This is a genomic window from Streptomyces sp. NPDC044044, assembly GCF_056434405.1.
Window position 1 is genome coordinate 816,107 of the sequence record NZ_JBWKFG010000004.1, and the last position, 16,295, is coordinate 832,401.

Sequence of the window (16,295 nt, forward strand, 5' to 3'; positions counted from 1 at the left end):
GATCACGTGGGCGGGCCCTGTGTCCGGCGGCTCGAAGCCGCCGGACACAGGGCCCGCCCAAACGCCCGCTGTCTTCAGTTGGTTGGATCGGCCGCCCGGCGCGGTCAGGGCTTGACGGCGATGCGTCCCTCGTCCATGCGCAGGAGCAGCAGCCGCTCGCCGGTCTTATCCAGGAACTCGTCGACGGCCTGGCGCGATCCCTGCCAGTAGCCGTAGTCGTCGATGAGCAGGACGCCGCCGCTGACCAACCGCGAGTACAGCTCCTGGAGTTCGTGCTTGGTCGATGCGTACCAGTCGGTGTCGAGGCGCAGGATGGAGATCTGCTCGGGCGCCTCGCGCGGGACGGTCTCCTCGACCATTCCCTGGACGTAGTGCACGCGCTCCTTGGGGTAGGGCACCTTCTCGAAGCCCGACTTGACGTCGTCGAGGGAGGCGACCGCCCAGATCGGACGGTCCTTGCCCTGCAGCTTGAGCAGTTCCTCGGCGGACTTGCCGTCCCGGCGCAGGTCCTCTTCGGTGGGCGGGGTCATGCCCTCGTAGGTGTCGAAGAGGTACAGGTCGCGCTCGGTGTCACCCGCGGAGATCAGCGCCTTGGCGCAGGCCTGCATCGAACCGCCGCGCCACACACCGCACTCGACGATGTCGCCGGGGATGCCGTGCCGCACGACGTGCCGGGTCGCCAGGATGAAGGCGTTCAGCCGTTCGGGAGAGGTCATCGTGTACGGCTTCACCGCACGGATGATCTCCTTCGCCTCGTCGTCGTAGTCGGCGGGGAGATTCAGGGCTTTGGGCTTGGGCTTCGGCTTCGATGCCGGGGCGGGCTTCGGCGCGGGGGCCGCCGCCGCGCGCTGGGCCGGCAGCGGTTTGCGCGTCAGCTGATATCCGGTCAGTTGCTTCAATGCGCCATTCACAGCGCGTCGCCATGCCATGGAAGCGGACAGTACGCGCAACTCATCCCTGATGTCACATTTCGTCAACATAGGTTCATTTGGCGTTACTTGGCGCTACTTGGTGCCTCGGCGGGCCGCTCGTCCACCGTGCGCGGCGCCACCACCTTCGGCCTGCCGCACAGCGCGCGGCCCTCGACGGGCTCGGGCAGCGGGACGCCGTCGACCCCACCGATCCTGTTCGCCCACCACGTGGTCGTGGAGCGCACCAGGGCCATGGTGAGCCTCGGATAGTTCTTGGGGCGCTGGAACACGCCGACGGAATCTCCCCAGTAGGCGTGCTTGGCGTCGATCTGGCCGTAGGCGTGGCGGATGCCCTTCATGGGCGGGAAGTCCGTGTAGGCCTCGCGGAGTTCGAGCCGGGTGTACGCGGCCAGGGCGCGGAACCCGTCGGGGTAGTAGCGCCAGCAGTCCTGGGCGTCGTGCACGTGGCCGCGCGAGGGCGCCGTCACGAAGGCGATGCCCTGCGGCTTCAGGACGCGGGCGATGTCCAGCATCGTCGCCCAGAAGAAGGGGATGTGCTCGAACGCCTGGCCGGAGATGACGAAGTCGGCGCTGCAGGACTTCACGGGGATGCGGTAGGGCTTCTTCATCACCGCGTCGACGTTGCGCCCGTCGAGCACGTCGACGCCCACGTACTCCGTGTCGCGCCCTTCGAGCAGGGCCTTGTGGGTGCGGCTCTGCCCGTCGGAGACCCGGGCGCCGAGATCGACCACCCGGTGGCGCCTGCCCGTGGGCATGTACTGCTCGACGCAGAGTTCCATCTGTTCGTACGCGGACTGGTGCACGTTCTCCTCCAACACATCCAACACAGGCTCTTCCACGCGTTGCTCGCGTTCAACGTGTATCGACACAAAGGGTCACGCGCTCAACTCGCCTCCACCGACGCGCTTTTACGGCTCCACCTGCGCGGAGTGCGCCGCGCGCACCACTTCCTCGCCGGTTCCTCGACGTACGTGAACAGCGCCCAGGACAGGACGACCACGGCGACCGCGACCCCCAGGAGCGTGAACACCGCTTCGTTGCCGGGCTGCGGGCGGCCCCAGGTGTCGAGGATCAGCCGGTTGAGGGTCTGGTGCAGCAGATAGAAGGCGTACGACCAGAGCCCGAGCAGCACCATGGGGCGCGAGCAGAGCCAGCCCCGGTGGCCGGTCAGCTCGCGCTGGACGTACGCGGCGATGAAGAGGACGGAGAAGAGGGCGGCGAACGGGCGCAGGGTCCAGGCGAGTTGGTCGGCGATGTGCGGGCCGAACCAGGCGGTGCGGTGGCAGTAGAGGACGGCGTACGCGACGAAGCAGGCGAGCACCGTCGGCGGACCGATGGGGAAGCGGTACCCCCGGCGCAGGGCGAGCGCGCAGACCATCCCCACGCCGAACTCGGGGAGCCGGCTCACCGGGTTGCGCATGATCCACTCGGTGGCGAAGGGCGAGAGGTGGGTGGCCGTCCACCACTTGAGCAGCCACATGGCGACGAGTCCGGCGGCGGCGAGCAGGGCCAGGGTGCGGGTGCGCAGCCGCAGGGCGCCGCGGATGGCGAACGGGAAGAGGAGGTAGAAGAAGGCCTCGACGCTGAGCGTCCAGGCGACGCCGTTGCCGGGGAACATCGGGACGACGCCGGGGAACCACGTCTGCACGAGGAGCAGCGAGGTGACGAAGCTGAAGGTGTCCGTCGGCACACCGGCCCAGAGGTAGAAGACCCAGATGCAGGGCAGGGTCGCGACCAGGTGGGCGGGCCAGATGCGGCCGAACCTGCGCCAGTAGAAGAGGCGGGCGAGGGTGCCGGGGCGGTGCCCCCAGGTGAGCAGGAACCCGGAGAGCACGAAGAAGAACCCCACGCCGTTCGCGCCGAGCGTCGAGTACGGGAAGAGCACCGGCGCGTGGGCGACGCCGCCCTGCGCGCTGAGACCGGTGAAGTGGTGCACGAACACCGCGAAGGCGGCGAGGAAGCGCATCCCGGTGAGGGAGTCGACGCGGGGCGCGGTGTCGGCGCCGGTGGGGAGTCCGGGGCGGGTGCGTGTCTGGCGCGGGAGAGCCGTCGTCATGCCGGGGACCCCTCTCCCGCGCGCAGCGCCGGGCCGCAGCCCGCCGGGCGCATCGCGGCGACCATGGCGTCCAGGGCCGGTCGCACCCGCTCGCGCAGTGCGGTGATCCGGGCCGGGTTCCCTACGGCGTCGGCCCGGACGAAGTCGCCGCCGTCGCCCTCGCGGTAGAGAGGGACATAACCGGCGGCAGCCAGGCGGGGGACGGTCAGGCCCGTCTTGCGCGTCCAGGCGGCGTGCACGTGGAGCAGTTCGGGGCGCACCTCGTTCAGTACGTAGTCGCGCAGGACCGCCGTGTCGGCGGCCGCGTACGCGTCGGCCACGCGGCGGTCGGTCAGGCCCGCGACGTCCACGACGCGCAGCCGCGAGGTGAGCAGGGTGCCGCCCAGGTCGGGCAGGGCGACGGTGGCGTCACGCAGGCCGAGATATCCGGCGTACGCGTTGAAGGTGTGGCCGTAGCGCTCGGCCACGAAGCACATGGACAGGGTCGGGCGCTGGACGAACCTGCCGTTCTGCGCGGCCTGTCCGGTGACCGAGAGCAGCAGGGCGCCCGCGAGAGCGCAGCCGATGAGGACACGCGCGCGAGGGCGTTCGGCCTGCCACACGGCGACCGCGGCCAGGGAGAGTGCCGTCGCGGCGAGCACCCACACGGGGGTCGCGAAGCGGTACAGGGCCATCCAGTCCCGGCCGAGCACGCCGTACGCGAGGAGGGTCAGGGCCAGCGGGACGAGCAGCGCGGCCAGGGCTCCGCGGGCCGGTCCCCGGCGGGCGATCGCGGTGCCGACGCAGGCCGCGCCGATCAGGGCGAGCGCCCAGCCTCCGTAGCTCAACAGCTCGCCCGCCGAGGACAGTTGGGCGAGGCCCGGTGGCTTCTGGGCCTTGGCCACCGCGGTGTTCGGGACCCAGAGCCCGAAGGTCGCGTGGCGCCACAGCAGGAACGCCGCGTACGGCAGCGCGAACGCGCCGCAGCTCAGCGCCGCCGCCCGCACGGCCCGCGCGATGCCGTCCCGGCGCAGGAAGAGCAGCACGGTCACCGGGTAGGCCGCCGCGAGCACCGCGCCGTCCGGCCGGGTCAGCGCGGCGAGCAGGGCGATGACTCCCGTGCTCGCGGCGAGGGCGGGCCGCAGCAGGGCGCCGCGCACGGCTCCCCGGACGAGCAGCGCTCCGGTCGCGGCGGCGGTCAGCGCGTACAGCGGGTTCTCCAGGCCCGAGAAGGACCACGCCACGTACGACAGGTTCCCGGCGAGGACGGCGCCGGTCAGCAGGGTCACCGCCCAGGCCCGCCCCGGCAGCACGGCACGCGCCGCCGCGGCCACGCAGGCGAGCACGCCCGCCGTGCAGAGCAGCGCGAGGGCCTTGGGGTAGAGCACCAGGTCGCTGACGCCGAGGAGTGCGCCGTGGTCGAAGAGGCCGAGCCTGCGGCCGACGACGAGCAGGGCGAGCCAGGAGGGGTTGGAGTAGCCCTCGACGGGGTCGGCGCCCGGCTGCTGGACGGGGCCGAGGCCCTCGTCGATGCTGCGGGCGTAGGCGAAGGTGATGGCGGCGTCGTCGACGATCCACTGGCCCAGCGTGCTCGCGCGCCAGGCGATCAGGACGGTCGCGAGGGCCACGGCCGCCGGGTCGGCCCAGCGGCGGCACCGGGCCAGGGCGCCCGGGGTAGGGGCCGAAGAGGGGGCTTCGGCCGGTGGTGCGGATGATTCCTTACGGCGCTGGAACTGCGCGAGAGAAATGATCATTAAGGGGCTAACCGCCATATACCGCCCAAGGTCACGCTCCCGTCCGCCAGGCGGGTGACCCGGGCGCGGCCACACCCCCCGGCGGAGCGAACAACAGGCCGCGCGGGAACGAACAACAGGCAAAGTGGCCCAATGCACCACATTGGGTTCACGCCATGACCCCGGCCCTGCCGCCCGCCGCCCGGCGGCTCCTCGCCACCGTCAGGACCACCCGCTTCCGCGCGGAACGCGCCGCCGCCGGCCGGGTCGGCGGTGGGGCGCAGACGCTCCTGGCGCCCGTGCATCTGTCGATCCGGGACAGCCGGACGCTCAACGTCGCATTCGCCGCCGTCGCCGACGAGCAGGTCGAGCGGGCCCATCTGCTCGTCTCGCGCGGCCACCGCCGGTTCCGGATCCCGCTCGCCTTCGAGCAGCACGCCCACGGCGGACTGCTCCTGTCCGGGACCGCCACCTTGCGCGACGTACGCGATGTGCCCGACGTACCGGACGTACGCGACGAGCCGAACACCCCTGCCCGCCCCCGCCTGGGCGAGGGCGTCTGGCGGCTCACGGTCGTCACCGCCGACGCCCGCGGACGCGTCCTGAGGCGCGGCATCGGCATCGAGGGGGACACCGAACCGCCGCCCACGCCCACCCTCCACCACGCCCCCGACCCCCGCACCGGCACCCTCATCCGCGTCGTCCGGTGCCGCAGCGGGCGCGCGGTGCTCCAGGTGACGCGGTCAAGGCCCCGCGCCGAGCTCACCCGGTTCGTGCCCGGCGGCGACGGCATCACCGTGCACGGGCGGCTCGTCATGACGGGCGCCCGGCGGCGGTGGCGGGCCAAGGCCGTACGGCGCAGGGACGGGGTCACCGTGCCCGTCGGGGCGGTGTGGGAGGGCCCCGAGTTCAGCTTCCGGCTGCCCCTCGCGGAGATGGCGGGAGCTAGCCCCGGCCAGTGGGTGTGGGACTTCCACGTGGAGGCGGACAGCCATGCCGTCACGCTCCCCCTCGGCCGCTGGCTCTCCGACGTGCGCGACCCCTCGGCCGCCTACCCCACCCCCTTCCGCGTCTTCGCCCTGCCGAGCGGCGCCCTGGTCCGGGCCCACGCCCACTTCACCAAGTCCGGTGGCTTCGCGCTGACCTGCTGGGACATCTCGAAGGAGACCTCATGAAGATCACGTACCTCCTCGGCTGGGGCGACGAGATGGGCGGCACCGAGCTGGCCACCTACACCCAGGCGCAGCACCTCGCGGACCGGCACGACGTCGAGGTCATCTCCGTCTTCAGGACCCGGCCCGAGCCCTTCTTCCCCGAGGCCCGCAGCCTCCCCGTCCGCTATCTCGTCGACCGCACGGCCTCGCCCGAGCGCCCGGTGCGCGCATCGCGCCTGGACGAGGCCGCCTGCCGCACCCTCGCCGCGCTGCCCAGCGAACTGATCAAGCCCGCCTGGGAGTCCGCCTTCGACCGGCTCTCCGACGTCGAGATGGCCGCCGCCCTGACCACCCTGGACACCGACGTCCTGGTCACCACGACGCCCGCCCTGATGGCCGCCGCCGTCGATCTCGTCCCGGCCAGGGTCGTCACCGTGCACCAGGAGCACCGCCCCACGCAGCGCCGCGGCCCCTCCGGCGAGCCCCTGCTCCTGCACGCGCCGCGCCTGGACGCCCTGGTCACCCTCACCGAGCGCACCCGCGACTGGATCGCGGAGTCCCTCGGCGCCACCGCCCCCGAGCTCGCGGTCATCCCGAACGCCGTGCCCGACGGCTTCCGGCCGCGCGCCGACGGCGAGAGCAAGGTCATCGTCATGGCCGCGCGCCTCACGGGCGAGAAGCGCGTCGACCACGCCGTGCGGGCCTTCGCCGAAGTCGCCGACGCCTATCCCGACTGGACCCTGCGCGTCTTCGGCGGCGGCCACCGCGAGCAGCATCTGCGCCGCCTGGTCGACGGCTTCGGGCTGCAGGACCGCGTCGAACTCCTCGGCCCCTGCCAGGACATGGCCGCCGAGTGGGCCAAGGCGGGGCTCACCCTGATGACCGCGGGGCACAACGAGGCGTTCCCGCTCGTGCTGCTCGAAGCGCTCGCCGCGGGTGTGCCCGTCGTCGCGTACGACGTCCTGACCGGGCCCGCCGAGATCGTCAGGCACCGCGTCGACGGACTGCTCGTACCGCCCGGCGAGATCCATGAACTGGCCGCCGCCATGAGCGAGTTGATGGGCGACCCCGAGACGCGGCGCGGCTACGCGCACGCCGCCCGCGAAGGCGTCTACGCCCGCTTCTCCTCCACCGACGTCACCGCCCGCTGGCAGGAGCTGTACTCCCGGCTCCTTGCCCGGCGCGACGCCCCCGAGCGGCTCGACGACCGCGCGGACCGGGTGGCGCTCGGCGTCGCGTCCGGCGGCAGCGGGTTCCGCCCGACCACGCCGTACACCCTGAATGCCGAGCCCGCCGCCGATGAGCGCGCCCGCGAGGACGAGATCGCCGCCGCCGACACCAGCGGCCTCGTCATCCGCTCGGTGGGCCGGCTCGCCGAGCGCCGGGACGACGTCCTCGCGCCCGACATGACCGACTGGAACCTCGAACTCACCGCCACGGCACTGGAGTCGGAGGACATTCCCTACGTCCTGGTCCGCACGTCCGGCACCACGCACACCCTCGCCGTGGCCGACGACGAGCGCGACGGGGCGCTCAAGGCGCTCGCCGAGTCCCTGCACGGGCAGCCCGTCTACGCCGAGCTGGTCCATCCGCGGGACGCCGCCCCCGGGGTCGTGCTCGCCGAGCGGCTCGACGGCATCGGCGAGGTCGCGGGCGTCAAGATCTTCAAGCCGGTGACCACGACGACGCTCTCCCTGCGGCACGGCGTCGGACAGTCCTGCACGGTGGCGTTCTGGCCGCGGGTCACAGACGACGGGGCCGGCGGGAGCGACGCCCGGCGCGCGCCCTTCGGCACCACCCTCGCCGGATCCGAGCTCCCCTCCCTCTCCCCCACGGCGACCCTCCGCATCGCCGACCGCACGTACCCGACGCTCGACGTCTTCGCCCAACTCCTCGTCGGCGACGTGGACTTCCCCATCGACGCGGTCTACACCTGGGTCGACGACTCCGACCCCGAGTGGCGCGCACGCCGCGCGGCGGCCCTCGGCGGCCCCGACGACGACACCTCGCCCGACCACGGCGCCGTACGCTTCCGCAACCGCGACGAGCTGCGCTACTCGATGCGCTCGCTCGCGATGTACGCGCCCTGGATCCGGCACATCTACCTCGTCACGGCGGGCCAGACCCCCTCCTGGCTCAACGCGGCCCACCCGGACGTCACGGTGATCGACCACCGCGACCTCTTCGCCGACCCGGACGCCGCGCTCCCCACCTTCAACTCCCACTCCATCGAGAGCCAACTGCACCGCATCGAGGGCCTGTCGGAGCACTTCCTCTACCTCAACGACGACATGTTCCTCGGCCGCCCCACCACCCCGGACACGTTCTTCCACAGCTCGGGCATCTCGCGCTTCTTCTGGTCGTCGGCGTCCGTGCCCGCGCTGCCCGTCTCACCGGACGACGAGGGCTATCTGGCCGCGGCGAAGAACAACCGCGCCCTGCTCCAGCGGGAGTTCGGCAGGACGACGACGCACAGCTTCTTCCACGCCCCTTACGCCCTGCACCGCAGCGTCCTCGCGGAGCTCACCGAGCGGTTCCCCGAAGAGCTGGAGGCCACCGCCCGCAGCCGCTTCCGCTCGAACGGCGACCTCGCCCTGGTGTCGTCCCTGCACCACCACTACGCGTACCTCACGGGGCGCGCCGTGCCGGCGGGCATCGCGTACGACTTCGTGGACATCGGGAGCCGCGAGGACCACGCCCGCCTGGGCCAGCTGCTCCAGGGCCGCAACAAGACGGCGTTCTGCATCGGCGAGTCCCCCGACAGCGAGCTTGCCGACGAGGAGATGGCGCTGGCCATCCGCTCGTTCCTGGCGGCGTACTTCCCGGTCCGCTCCCCCTACGAGCGGGGCTGACGGGCTACGAGCTGGGCTGACCGGCTACGCGCGGGGCTGACCGTCCAGGAAGAGCCGCCGCACCACCCGCTCGGCGGCGCCCCCGTCGTCGTAGGGACAGAACCGGGCCCGGAAGGCCTTGCGCAGGTCCGCCGCACCGGCCGTGTCCCACTCCCCGCCGAGGAAGAGCCCGGCGAGCTCGTCCTCGGTGGTGGCCACGGCCCCCGGCGTCTCTCCCGGCCGCCCGGAGAGCAGGTCGAAGTACGTCCCACGGGCCATGCGGTAGGCCTGCCAGTCGGGGGCGTACGTCACGATCGGGCGGTCAAGGCAGGCGTAGTCGAACATCAGCGACGAGTAGTCGGTGACGAGGGCGTCGGCGGCCAGGCAGAGGTCCTCCACGCGCGCGTGACCGGTGACGTCGACGAGCTGCGGGTGGGCGCGCAGGCCCGCGTCGGCGCCGTAGAAGTAGTGGGCGCGCACGAGCACGACGTACGAAGGGCCCAGTGCGCGCACGAAGCGCTCCAGGTCCACGCGGGGCAGGAAGCCCTTCTGGTAGTCGCGGTGGGTGGGCGCGTAGAGCAGGACCGTCCGGCCGTCCGCCACCCCCAACTCCTCGCGGATCTTGCGCACTTCCGCTTCGCCCGCCGTGAAGTAGACGTCGTTGCGCGGGTAGCCCGCCTCCAGGGCCTGGTAGGCCGTCGAGGGGTAGACCCGCTCCCAGACCTCCGTGGAGTGCGGGTTCGCGGAGAGGCTGAGGTCCCACTGGTCGGTGTGGTCCAGGACCTTCTGGAAGCTGATGCCGTGCGTGCCTGCGGGGTAGCGGCGCTGGTCGAGGCCCATCTTCTTGAGCGGGGTTCCGTGGTGGGTCTGGAGGTAGACCTGGCCGGGGCGCTTGGTGAAGCCGCCGGGGAAGCTGGAGTTGTTGATCAGGTACGTCGCCCTGGCCATCGCCTGCCAGTAGCGCCGCGAGCCCTCGACGACGTACTCGACCCCGGCCGGTACGCGGTGCTTGTGCCGTGAGGAGACCACCCACACGCCCCGGATGTGCGGGGCGAGTTCGCGGGCCTTGGCGTGGATGGCGGCCGGGTTGCAGGAGATCCCGCGGTTCCAGTAGGCGCCGTAGACCGCGAGGTGGGGGTCGAGGGGGCGGCGCAGGTCGGCGCGGTAGGCGACGCGCATGGCGCGGGCGCGCAGCTTCTTCTTCTGTTCCTTGAGCCTGCGGGTGACGCCCGTCCTGCGGGACCGGCTCTTGCGCTGCGCTTCATAGGCGGCGTACGAGGCGGTGGCGAGGGCCTTGGCCCCCGGAGTGGGCGCCGGGCCCGCAGGTCCGTACGTCCGGTAGAGGCGGGCCGCCCCGCGGAAGAAGTCACGCCGGTCGCGCGGCGCGATGCGCCCGGGGTCGTCGAGCACCGCGAGCAGATGCGCGGCCGCGTGCGGGACGAGCCGGGCGCGGTCGGCCGGGTCCGCGCCGGCGAGCAGCTCCTCGTACCGCCCGATGACGGCGAAGTGCTCGCGGCCCGGCGAGGTGGCGAAGCTGCCGCCGCGCCGCTCGCGCCAGCGGACGCAGGCCTTGTCGAGGACGGCGGTGCGCGCGCCGGGCGTCAGGGTGGCGCGCCGCACCGGCACCACGTCCTCGTAGGCACCGTCGCTGAACGCGAGGCGGCGCTCCTGCCAGAAGCCGCGCCTGAAGACGCGGTTCCAGGCGGCGACGGTGACGGCCAGCTGGTCCCCCGCCAGGTCGTCGCCGCCCGTACGCACGCTCTCCCACCAGTCGACGCGGTCGTGGCCGAAGACCAGGACGTCCGGGTCGTCCGCGGCGTCGAGGGCCTGCGCGATCGCCTCCAGGGCGCCCGGCAGGAGCAGGTCGTCGCCGTCGAGGAAGAGGAGGTAGCTGCCGGTGGCGCGGTCCGCGCCGATGTTGCGGGCGGGACCCGTACCCGCGTGCGCGGGGACGCGGACGAGTTGCACGCGTGGGTCGCGCTCCGCACACTCCGCGGCGATCGCGGCGGACGCGTCGGGCGACGCGTCGTCCACGACGATCAGCTCCAGATCGGCGCGGCTCTGGTCGAGCACGGAGTCCAGGCATTCCCTCAGGTAGCCCTGGACGCGATGGGCGGGGACGACAACCGAGAAGCGCGACATGAACACCGACCGTAGCCAGCCGGGCACGCCCTGTCGAAGACCGCGCCTCACTCATTGGGATGAAGCGAGGCAAAGAAATTGACCGGAAGGGGCAAAAGGGATGAATAAGCCCGTACTCCCATGATTCTCCCCACTCCCATGACTGGGAGCGTACGAAAGGCCGGTCGCCGTGCAGCCCCGTCTCAGCGTCGTCGTGCCCATCTACAACGTCGAAGAGTTTCTGGAGGAGTGCCTGGAGTCGATCGCCGGGCAGACCATGGCCGACCTGGAGGCCGTGCTCGTCGACGACGGCTCGACGGACGGCAGTCCGCGGATCGCACGTGAGTTCGCGGCGAAGGATCCGAGGTTCGTCTATGTGCGCCAGCCGAACGCGGGGCTCAGCGCGGCCCGCAACACCGGGGTGCGGCACGCGACCCCGACCGCCGAGTACCTGACCTTCGTCGACAGCGACGACGTCGTGCCGCACGACGCGTACGCACGGATGACCGCGAGCCTGGACTCGACCGGATCCGACTTCGCGAGCGGCAACGTCTGGCGCCTGAACGAGCGCGGCCGCCAGCAGGCCTGGCAGTACAAGTGGCTCACCGAGCCGCGCTCGCGCACCCACATCAGCCGCGACCTGGAGCTGCTCGCCGACCGCGTCGCCTGGAACAAGGTCTTCCGGCGCGCCTTCTGGGACCGGCACGGCTTCACCTTCCCCGAGGGCAAGCTCTACGAGGACACGCCCGTCATGATCCCGGCGCACTTCCTCGCGGGTTCCGTGGACGTGCTCAGCGACCACGTCTACTACTGGCGGGTGCGCGAGGGCTCGATCACCCGGCGCCGCACGGACGTCAAGGGCGTGCGCGACCGGATCGCGGCGTGCGCGCACGTCAGCGCGTTCCTCGCCGAGCACGCGCCCGAGATGCGGGGGACGTACGACACGTCCTGCCTGCGCGACGACTTCGTGTACTTCCTGGAGGGCCTGCCGATGGGCGGGCCCGAGTACCGCGCGACGTTCATGAAGGGCGCCGCCGCGTTCCTGCGCCGCGCGGATCCGGGCGTCGTCGCCGGGCTTCCGGTGTCCCTGCGCGTGAAATGGCATCTCGTACGCGAGGGGCGCACCGCCGACCTGATCGACCTGCTCACCTTCGAGCAGCGCAACAAGAACGCCTTCCAGGTCCGCGGGGTGGTGCGGCGCAGCGCCACCTACCCGCGGAGCTCGGGCGGTCACATCCGCGTCCCGCAGGAGCTGGCCCGGCTCGGGCGGGGCGAGCTTCCGGTCATCTCGCGGGTGCGGGAGGCCAGTTGGGGCGCTGACGGGCTGCTGCGGATCAGCGGATACGCGTACGTGCGCAACCTGGAGGCGACGCGGCCCGGCCACTCCATCAAGGCGGCCATCCTCAAGTCCGCTCACAGCAGGGCGCAGTTGAGGAAAATCGCCACCCGGACCGTCGCCGCACCGCAGGCCACCGAGAACTCCCAGCAGCAGCTGCACTGCTACGACCTCTCCGGGTTCGAGCTGACCATCGACCCCGAGCAGCTGAAGACCGGCGGCCGCTGGAGGCCGGGCAACTGGCTGCTCGGCGTGGTCGTCGCGGGCCACGGTTCCGTGCGCCGGGCCGCCGTGCGCCCCCTGGACGGGTCGTCCACCCAGTCCGTCGTACGCGAACTGGGCGACGGGCTCCGCCTGGTGCTCGGCTACAGCAAGGGCCGCCTGGTGCTGAAGATCCAGGACTACGTGGCACGGGTCGACGCCCATCACCGGGACGGCGACGAGATGGTCCTCGGCGGCCACCTGCCGAGCCATCTGCGCCCGACCGCCCTGCGCCTGACGCACAAGCACTCGTCGGCGGAGTTCGACTACCCCGTGGCGCTGCCCGGCGACGACCGCTTCGACGTGCGCGTGCGCCTCGCGGACCTGGAGGACATCGCGCCGACACCGCACCTGGCCCCCAAGGAGGTCGAGCCCCCGCACGGCGACCGCTGGCAGGCCAACCTGGTCCTGCCGGACGGCAAGCTGAAGTCCCTCGCGGCGGTCCTCGACCTGCCGCCGGGCCGCTACGCGTCGCGCGAGGGCGGCCGGGAGCTGTGCGCGTCGGCGAACGACCAGGGCCAGCTCGTCATCGAACTGACCCGGCAGCCGATCGCCGACCGGGTGGCGTGGAGCACGGACGGCACGCTGACGATCGAGGGCACGGTGTCCGACGCGAGCTGGGACGCGGCGGAGCTGGTGCTCCGGCACAGCGGCAGGGACGAGGAGCTGACGGTGCCGGTGGAGCGCACCGCCGGGCGCTTCCGGGGAGTGGTGGCGCCCGGGGGCGGGGTGCTGCGGGAGGGGCGGTGGTACGCGTTCCTGCGCGAGACCGGGGACGCAGGGCACGGCGAGTCACGCGCGGGTACGGCGCCGGGGCGAGGCGGGACGGTGCGCGGGGACGCCGGCGCCGGCGCCGGCGCCGGCGCCGGCGCTGGCAAGGGTGCGGCGGCGCGCGGTGGTCTGCGGGACGGAGGCGGGTCCCACGCCGCTCATGCCGCCCACGGCGAGGACGGCATGCCCGTGCGGCTGCTCGCCTCCGTATCCGCCGCCTTTCCGCTCCACCGGACCGTGGAGGGGCGGGAGTTCACCGTCGACCGGCGGTTCGGGGACCGGCTGCTGCTCGAAGCGGGGTCCGTGCTCGCCCGCGGTGAGCGAGGGGCCTACCGGCGGCATCGGCTGCGCACCGCGCACTATCCGAACAGGCGCACACAGCCGCTGCGGGACGCGGTGCTCTACTTCGACGGCGACTCGCCGCGCGCGGTCCACGAGGAGCTGGTGCGGCGCGGCGCCGAGGTCGAGCACCTGTGGGTGACGCAGGACCAGCAGACGAAGGTGCCCGACGGGGCGAAGGGCGTGGAGGAGCACAGCGCCGCCTGGTACGAGGCGCTCGCCCGCTGCCGGCGCATCGTGACCGCGGGCCATCTGCCCGACTTCTTCGAGCGGCGGGACGGGCAGACCGTCGTACAGACCTGGAACGGAGCGCCCCTCAAGCGCATCGGCACCGACCTCACGGACACCCTCTACGCCGACCACGGCCACCTCGACGTCCTGCCGAAGCTCTCCCGCCAGTGGGACGTGCTCGTGTCGCCGAACCGTTTCTCGACACCTCATCTGGGGCGCGCCCTGGCCTACGAGGGCGAGGTGATGGAAGCGGGCTCGCCCCGCAACGACGTCCTCTTCTCCGAGGACCGCGGCAAGGTCGCCGAACGCGTGCGCCGCGAGCTGGACATCGCCCCCGACAAGCGGGTCATCCTGTACGCGCCGACCTACCGGGACCACCTGGCCTACTCCCCCGGCCGCTTCCGCTACGAACCCGCGCTCGACCTCGCCGCGGCGCGGGACGTACTCGGCGACGACCACGTCCTGCTCGTGCGCAAGCATCCGCTGACGGCGGGCCGCCTGCCCGGGGCCTGCGCGCCCTTCGTACGCGATGTGTCGTCCCACCCCCGCACGACCGAACTCCTGCTGATCTCGGACGTGTTGGTGACGGACTACTCCTCCCTGATGTTCGACTTCGCGCACACGGGGCGTCCGATGCTCTTCCACGCCTACGACCTTGAGCACTACCGCGACACGGTCCGCGGCTTCTATCTCGACTTCGAGACCAGCGCGCCGGGACCGCTGCTCGCCTCCACCGGCGAGGTCGTCGAGGCGCTGCGCGACCTGGACTCCATCACGGCCCGGCACGCGGAGGCGTACGCGGCGTTCCGCGAGGCCTACTGCGACCTGGACGACGGCCGGGCCTCGGCCCGCGTCGCGGAGAGGCTCATGCGATGAGCATGGCCACGCGGGGAGCGGGCCTCCTCACGCGCCGCGAGGTCCACGGCGCGACGGCCCTGCACGGGCGCGGCCGGTGGCGGCCGAGCCCGTACGTCGTGTTCGGCGGTCTGTTCTGGATCGTCATGTCGCTCGCCTTCTGGCGGGTGCCGATGTGCTGCGACTTCGGGCAGCACGCGGCGGTCGTGGAGCGGCTCAAGGACGACCTGCTGCACCCGCGCCACCCGATGGCGGACCTGCCGGGCGCGGGCAGTCCGTACTACTCGCCGTACGCGGTGGCGCAGGGCGTCTTCGCGCGGGCGACCGGGCTCGCGGGCTGGGAGGTCGTGAAGCTGGCGGGGCCGCTGAACCTGCTCGTGCTGCTCACGGGCCTCGGCCGGTTCGTGAAGGTCCTGACACCACGTCAATGGGCGCCGGTCCTGGCCCTGTTCGCGATGGTGGTGCTCTGGGGCACGCGGATGGCGTGGTGGAGCGGCTACCTCGGTCTGATGTCGATGACGGGGAACCTCGCCTACCCGTCGACGTTCGCGATCGGCCTGGCGTTCTGGGCGTGGGCCTGGGCGGGTTCGCTCGCGAAGTCGCCTCGCGGTGTCGGGGCGTACGCGGGTCTCGGGGCGTACGTGGGTCTCGGGGCGCTGTGCGGGGTGATCCTGCTCGTCCACCCCATCTCGTCCGTGGCGGCGGTGATCGGAGTGGTGGCGTTCGCGGCCTCGGCCAAGCGCCCCTTCCCCGCGCTGTGGAAGTGGGCGGTGACCGCCGTGACGGCGGCGGTGGCCGCGGCGAGCTGGCCCTACTACTCGGTCTTCTCCCTCGTCGGTGACGAGAGCGTCGACTGGATCCACCGGCAGCTCTACACCGAGATGCCGCAGCGGTTCTGGCTCGCGCTGCTCGGCCTGCCCGCGCTCGCGCTGAGGTTCCGGAGGAACCGCCGCGATCCGCTGGCCCTGATGTTCGCCCTGGACTGCGCGGTCGTGGCCTACGGCTGGCTCAGCGGCCACTACACCTACGGCCGCATCCTGGGCCTGACCCTCGTCCCCCTCCAGTTCGCCCTCGCCATCGAACTCGCGGCGCCCCGCCCCTGGCGCCGGTGGCGCATGGCGATGGGGGGCGCGGCGGCCACCGGAGCGGCCATCGGCTTCTTCACGCTCCAGGCGGGCGCGGTCGTGCCGCGCGCCCTCGACCCGGTGGGCTTCGACCAGCCGCCGCGCTGGCCCGGCTACGGCTGGGCGGTGAGCCAGATGCGCAAGGGCGACGTCGTCCTGACCAACGGCTACTACCCCACCCGGTCCGTTCCCGCGTACGGCGCCAACCTCGTCGCCCCCGCCTGGCCGGACGCCTCCCTCGCCGAGGACACGCGCAACCGCCGGCTCCAGGAGGTGCGCGACTACCTCTCCCCCGATTCGACCCGCGCCGAACGCACGCGGATCGTGCGCCGCCACCACGTGCGCTGGCTGCTGCTCTCGCCCGACCAGAAGGTGCCCAAGGAGGCGGTCGTGGTGGCGTGGGGACCGCGGACGGGCGAGGTGCTCGCGCGGGTGAGCGGCGGGAATGCGGAGGCGAGCGGCGGGAACGCGAAGGCGAGTGGCGGGACCACGAACCGACGGGAGACGGGCAACACGAACCAGTAAAAGACCCCCTAATCGGATAATTACTGGCAACCTCTAAAATTTCCCCC

General features: G+C 72.3%; 9 protein-coding genes. 4 read left to right on the forward strand and 5 right to left on the reverse strand.

Translation table 11 applies throughout. The features are described 5' to 3' along the window. Positions 1-104: 104 nt before the first annotated feature. The 4 genes from AC07AG_RS19310 to AC07AG_RS19325 form a co-directional block, all read right to left on the reverse strand. Entirely contained in the window at positions 105-929 is an 825-nt protein-coding gene (locus tag AC07AG_RS19310; protein ID WP_478756242.1) for a TylF/MycF/NovP-related O-methyltransferase, read from the reverse strand. A 65-nt stretch (positions 930-994) separates the two neighbouring features. Next, complete coding sequence (locus AC07AG_RS19315; protein WP_478756325.1) at positions 995-1,735, reverse strand: methyltransferase domain-containing protein; 741 nt, start codon at positions 1,733-1,735, stop codon at positions 995-997. A gap of 80 nt (positions 1,736-1,815) precedes the next feature. Next, complete coding sequence (locus AC07AG_RS19320; RefSeq protein WP_478756243.1) at positions 1,816-2,988, reverse strand: acyltransferase family protein; 1,173 nt, start codon at positions 2,986-2,988, stop codon at positions 1,816-1,818. After that, the gene (locus AC07AG_RS19325; protein ID WP_478756244.1) at positions 2,985-4,595 is read right to left on the reverse strand and encodes a hypothetical protein; all 1,611 of its coding nucleotides are present in this window, start codon (positions 4,593-4,595) and stop codon (positions 2,985-2,987) included. Before AC07AG_RS19325 ends, AC07AG_RS19320 begins: the two co-directional genes overlap by 4 nt. 281 nt (positions 4,596-4,876) lie before the next feature. Between AC07AG_RS19325 and AC07AG_RS19330 the strand changes: the two genes are divergently transcribed. Both AC07AG_RS19330 and AC07AG_RS19335 read left to right on the forward strand, forming a co-directional pair. Further along, positions 4,877-5,875, forward strand: a complete 999-nt coding sequence (locus AC07AG_RS19330) for a hypothetical protein (RefSeq protein ID WP_478756245.1) — start codon at positions 4,877-4,879, stop codon at positions 5,873-5,875. Next, complete coding sequence (locus AC07AG_RS19335; RefSeq protein WP_478756246.1) at positions 5,872-8,706, forward strand: stealth conserved region 3 domain-containing protein; 2,835 nt, start codon at positions 5,872-5,874, stop codon at positions 8,704-8,706. The genes AC07AG_RS19330 and AC07AG_RS19335 overlap by 4 nt, the downstream gene beginning before the upstream one ends. 24 nt (positions 8,707-8,730) lie before the next feature. Here AC07AG_RS19335 and AC07AG_RS19340 read toward each other — a convergent pair whose 3' ends face one another. Then, positions 8,731-10,827 carry a bifunctional glycosyltransferase/CDP-glycerol:glycerophosphate glycerophosphotransferase gene (locus tag AC07AG_RS19340; protein WP_478756247.1) on the reverse strand — a complete coding sequence of 699 codons (2,097 nt, stop codon included), beginning with the start codon at positions 10,825-10,827 and terminating at the stop codon, positions 8,731-8,733. A 169-nt stretch (positions 10,828-10,996) separates the two neighbouring features. Between AC07AG_RS19340 and AC07AG_RS19345 the strand changes: the two genes are divergently transcribed. Together AC07AG_RS19345 and AC07AG_RS19350 are read left to right on the forward strand one after the other, a co-directional pair. Then, on the forward strand, positions 10,997-14,620 hold the full coding sequence (locus AC07AG_RS19345; RefSeq protein ID WP_478756248.1) for a bifunctional glycosyltransferase/CDP-glycerol:glycerophosphate glycerophosphotransferase: 3,624 nt from the start codon (positions 10,997-10,999) through the stop codon (positions 14,618-14,620). A gap of 2 nt (positions 14,621-14,622) precedes the next feature. After that, complete coding sequence (locus AC07AG_RS19350; protein ID WP_478756326.1) at positions 14,623-16,248, forward strand: hypothetical protein; 1,626 nt, start codon at positions 14,623-14,625, stop codon at positions 16,246-16,248. The last annotated feature ends 47 nt before the right edge of the window (positions 16,249-16,295 follow it).

What these genes read in the sequence shown, in the direction of transcription:
- AC07AG_RS19310 (WP_478756242.1), bottom strand. Translation starts at nt 929, where the DNA reads ATGGCATGGCGACGCGCTGTGAATGGCGCATTGAAGCAACTGACCGGA.
- AC07AG_RS19320 (WP_478756243.1), bottom strand. Translation starts at nt 2,988, where the DNA reads ATGACGACGGCTCTCCCGCGCCAGACACGCACCCGCCCCGGACTCCCC.
- AC07AG_RS19330 (WP_478756245.1), top strand. Translation starts at nt 4,877, where the DNA reads ATGACCCCGGCCCTGCCGCCCGCCGCCCGGCGGCTCCTCGCCACCGTC.
- AC07AG_RS19335 (WP_478756246.1), top strand. Translation starts at nt 5,872, where the DNA reads ATGAAGATCACGTACCTCCTCGGCTGGGGCGACGAGATGGGCGGCACC.
- AC07AG_RS19340 (WP_478756247.1), bottom strand. Translation starts at nt 10,827, where the DNA reads ATGTCGCGCTTCTCGGTTGTCGTCCCCGCCCATCGCGTCCAGGGCTAC.
- AC07AG_RS19350 (WP_478756326.1), top strand. Translation starts at nt 14,623, where the DNA reads ATGGCCACGCGGGGAGCGGGCCTCCTCACGCGCCGCGAGGTCCACGGC.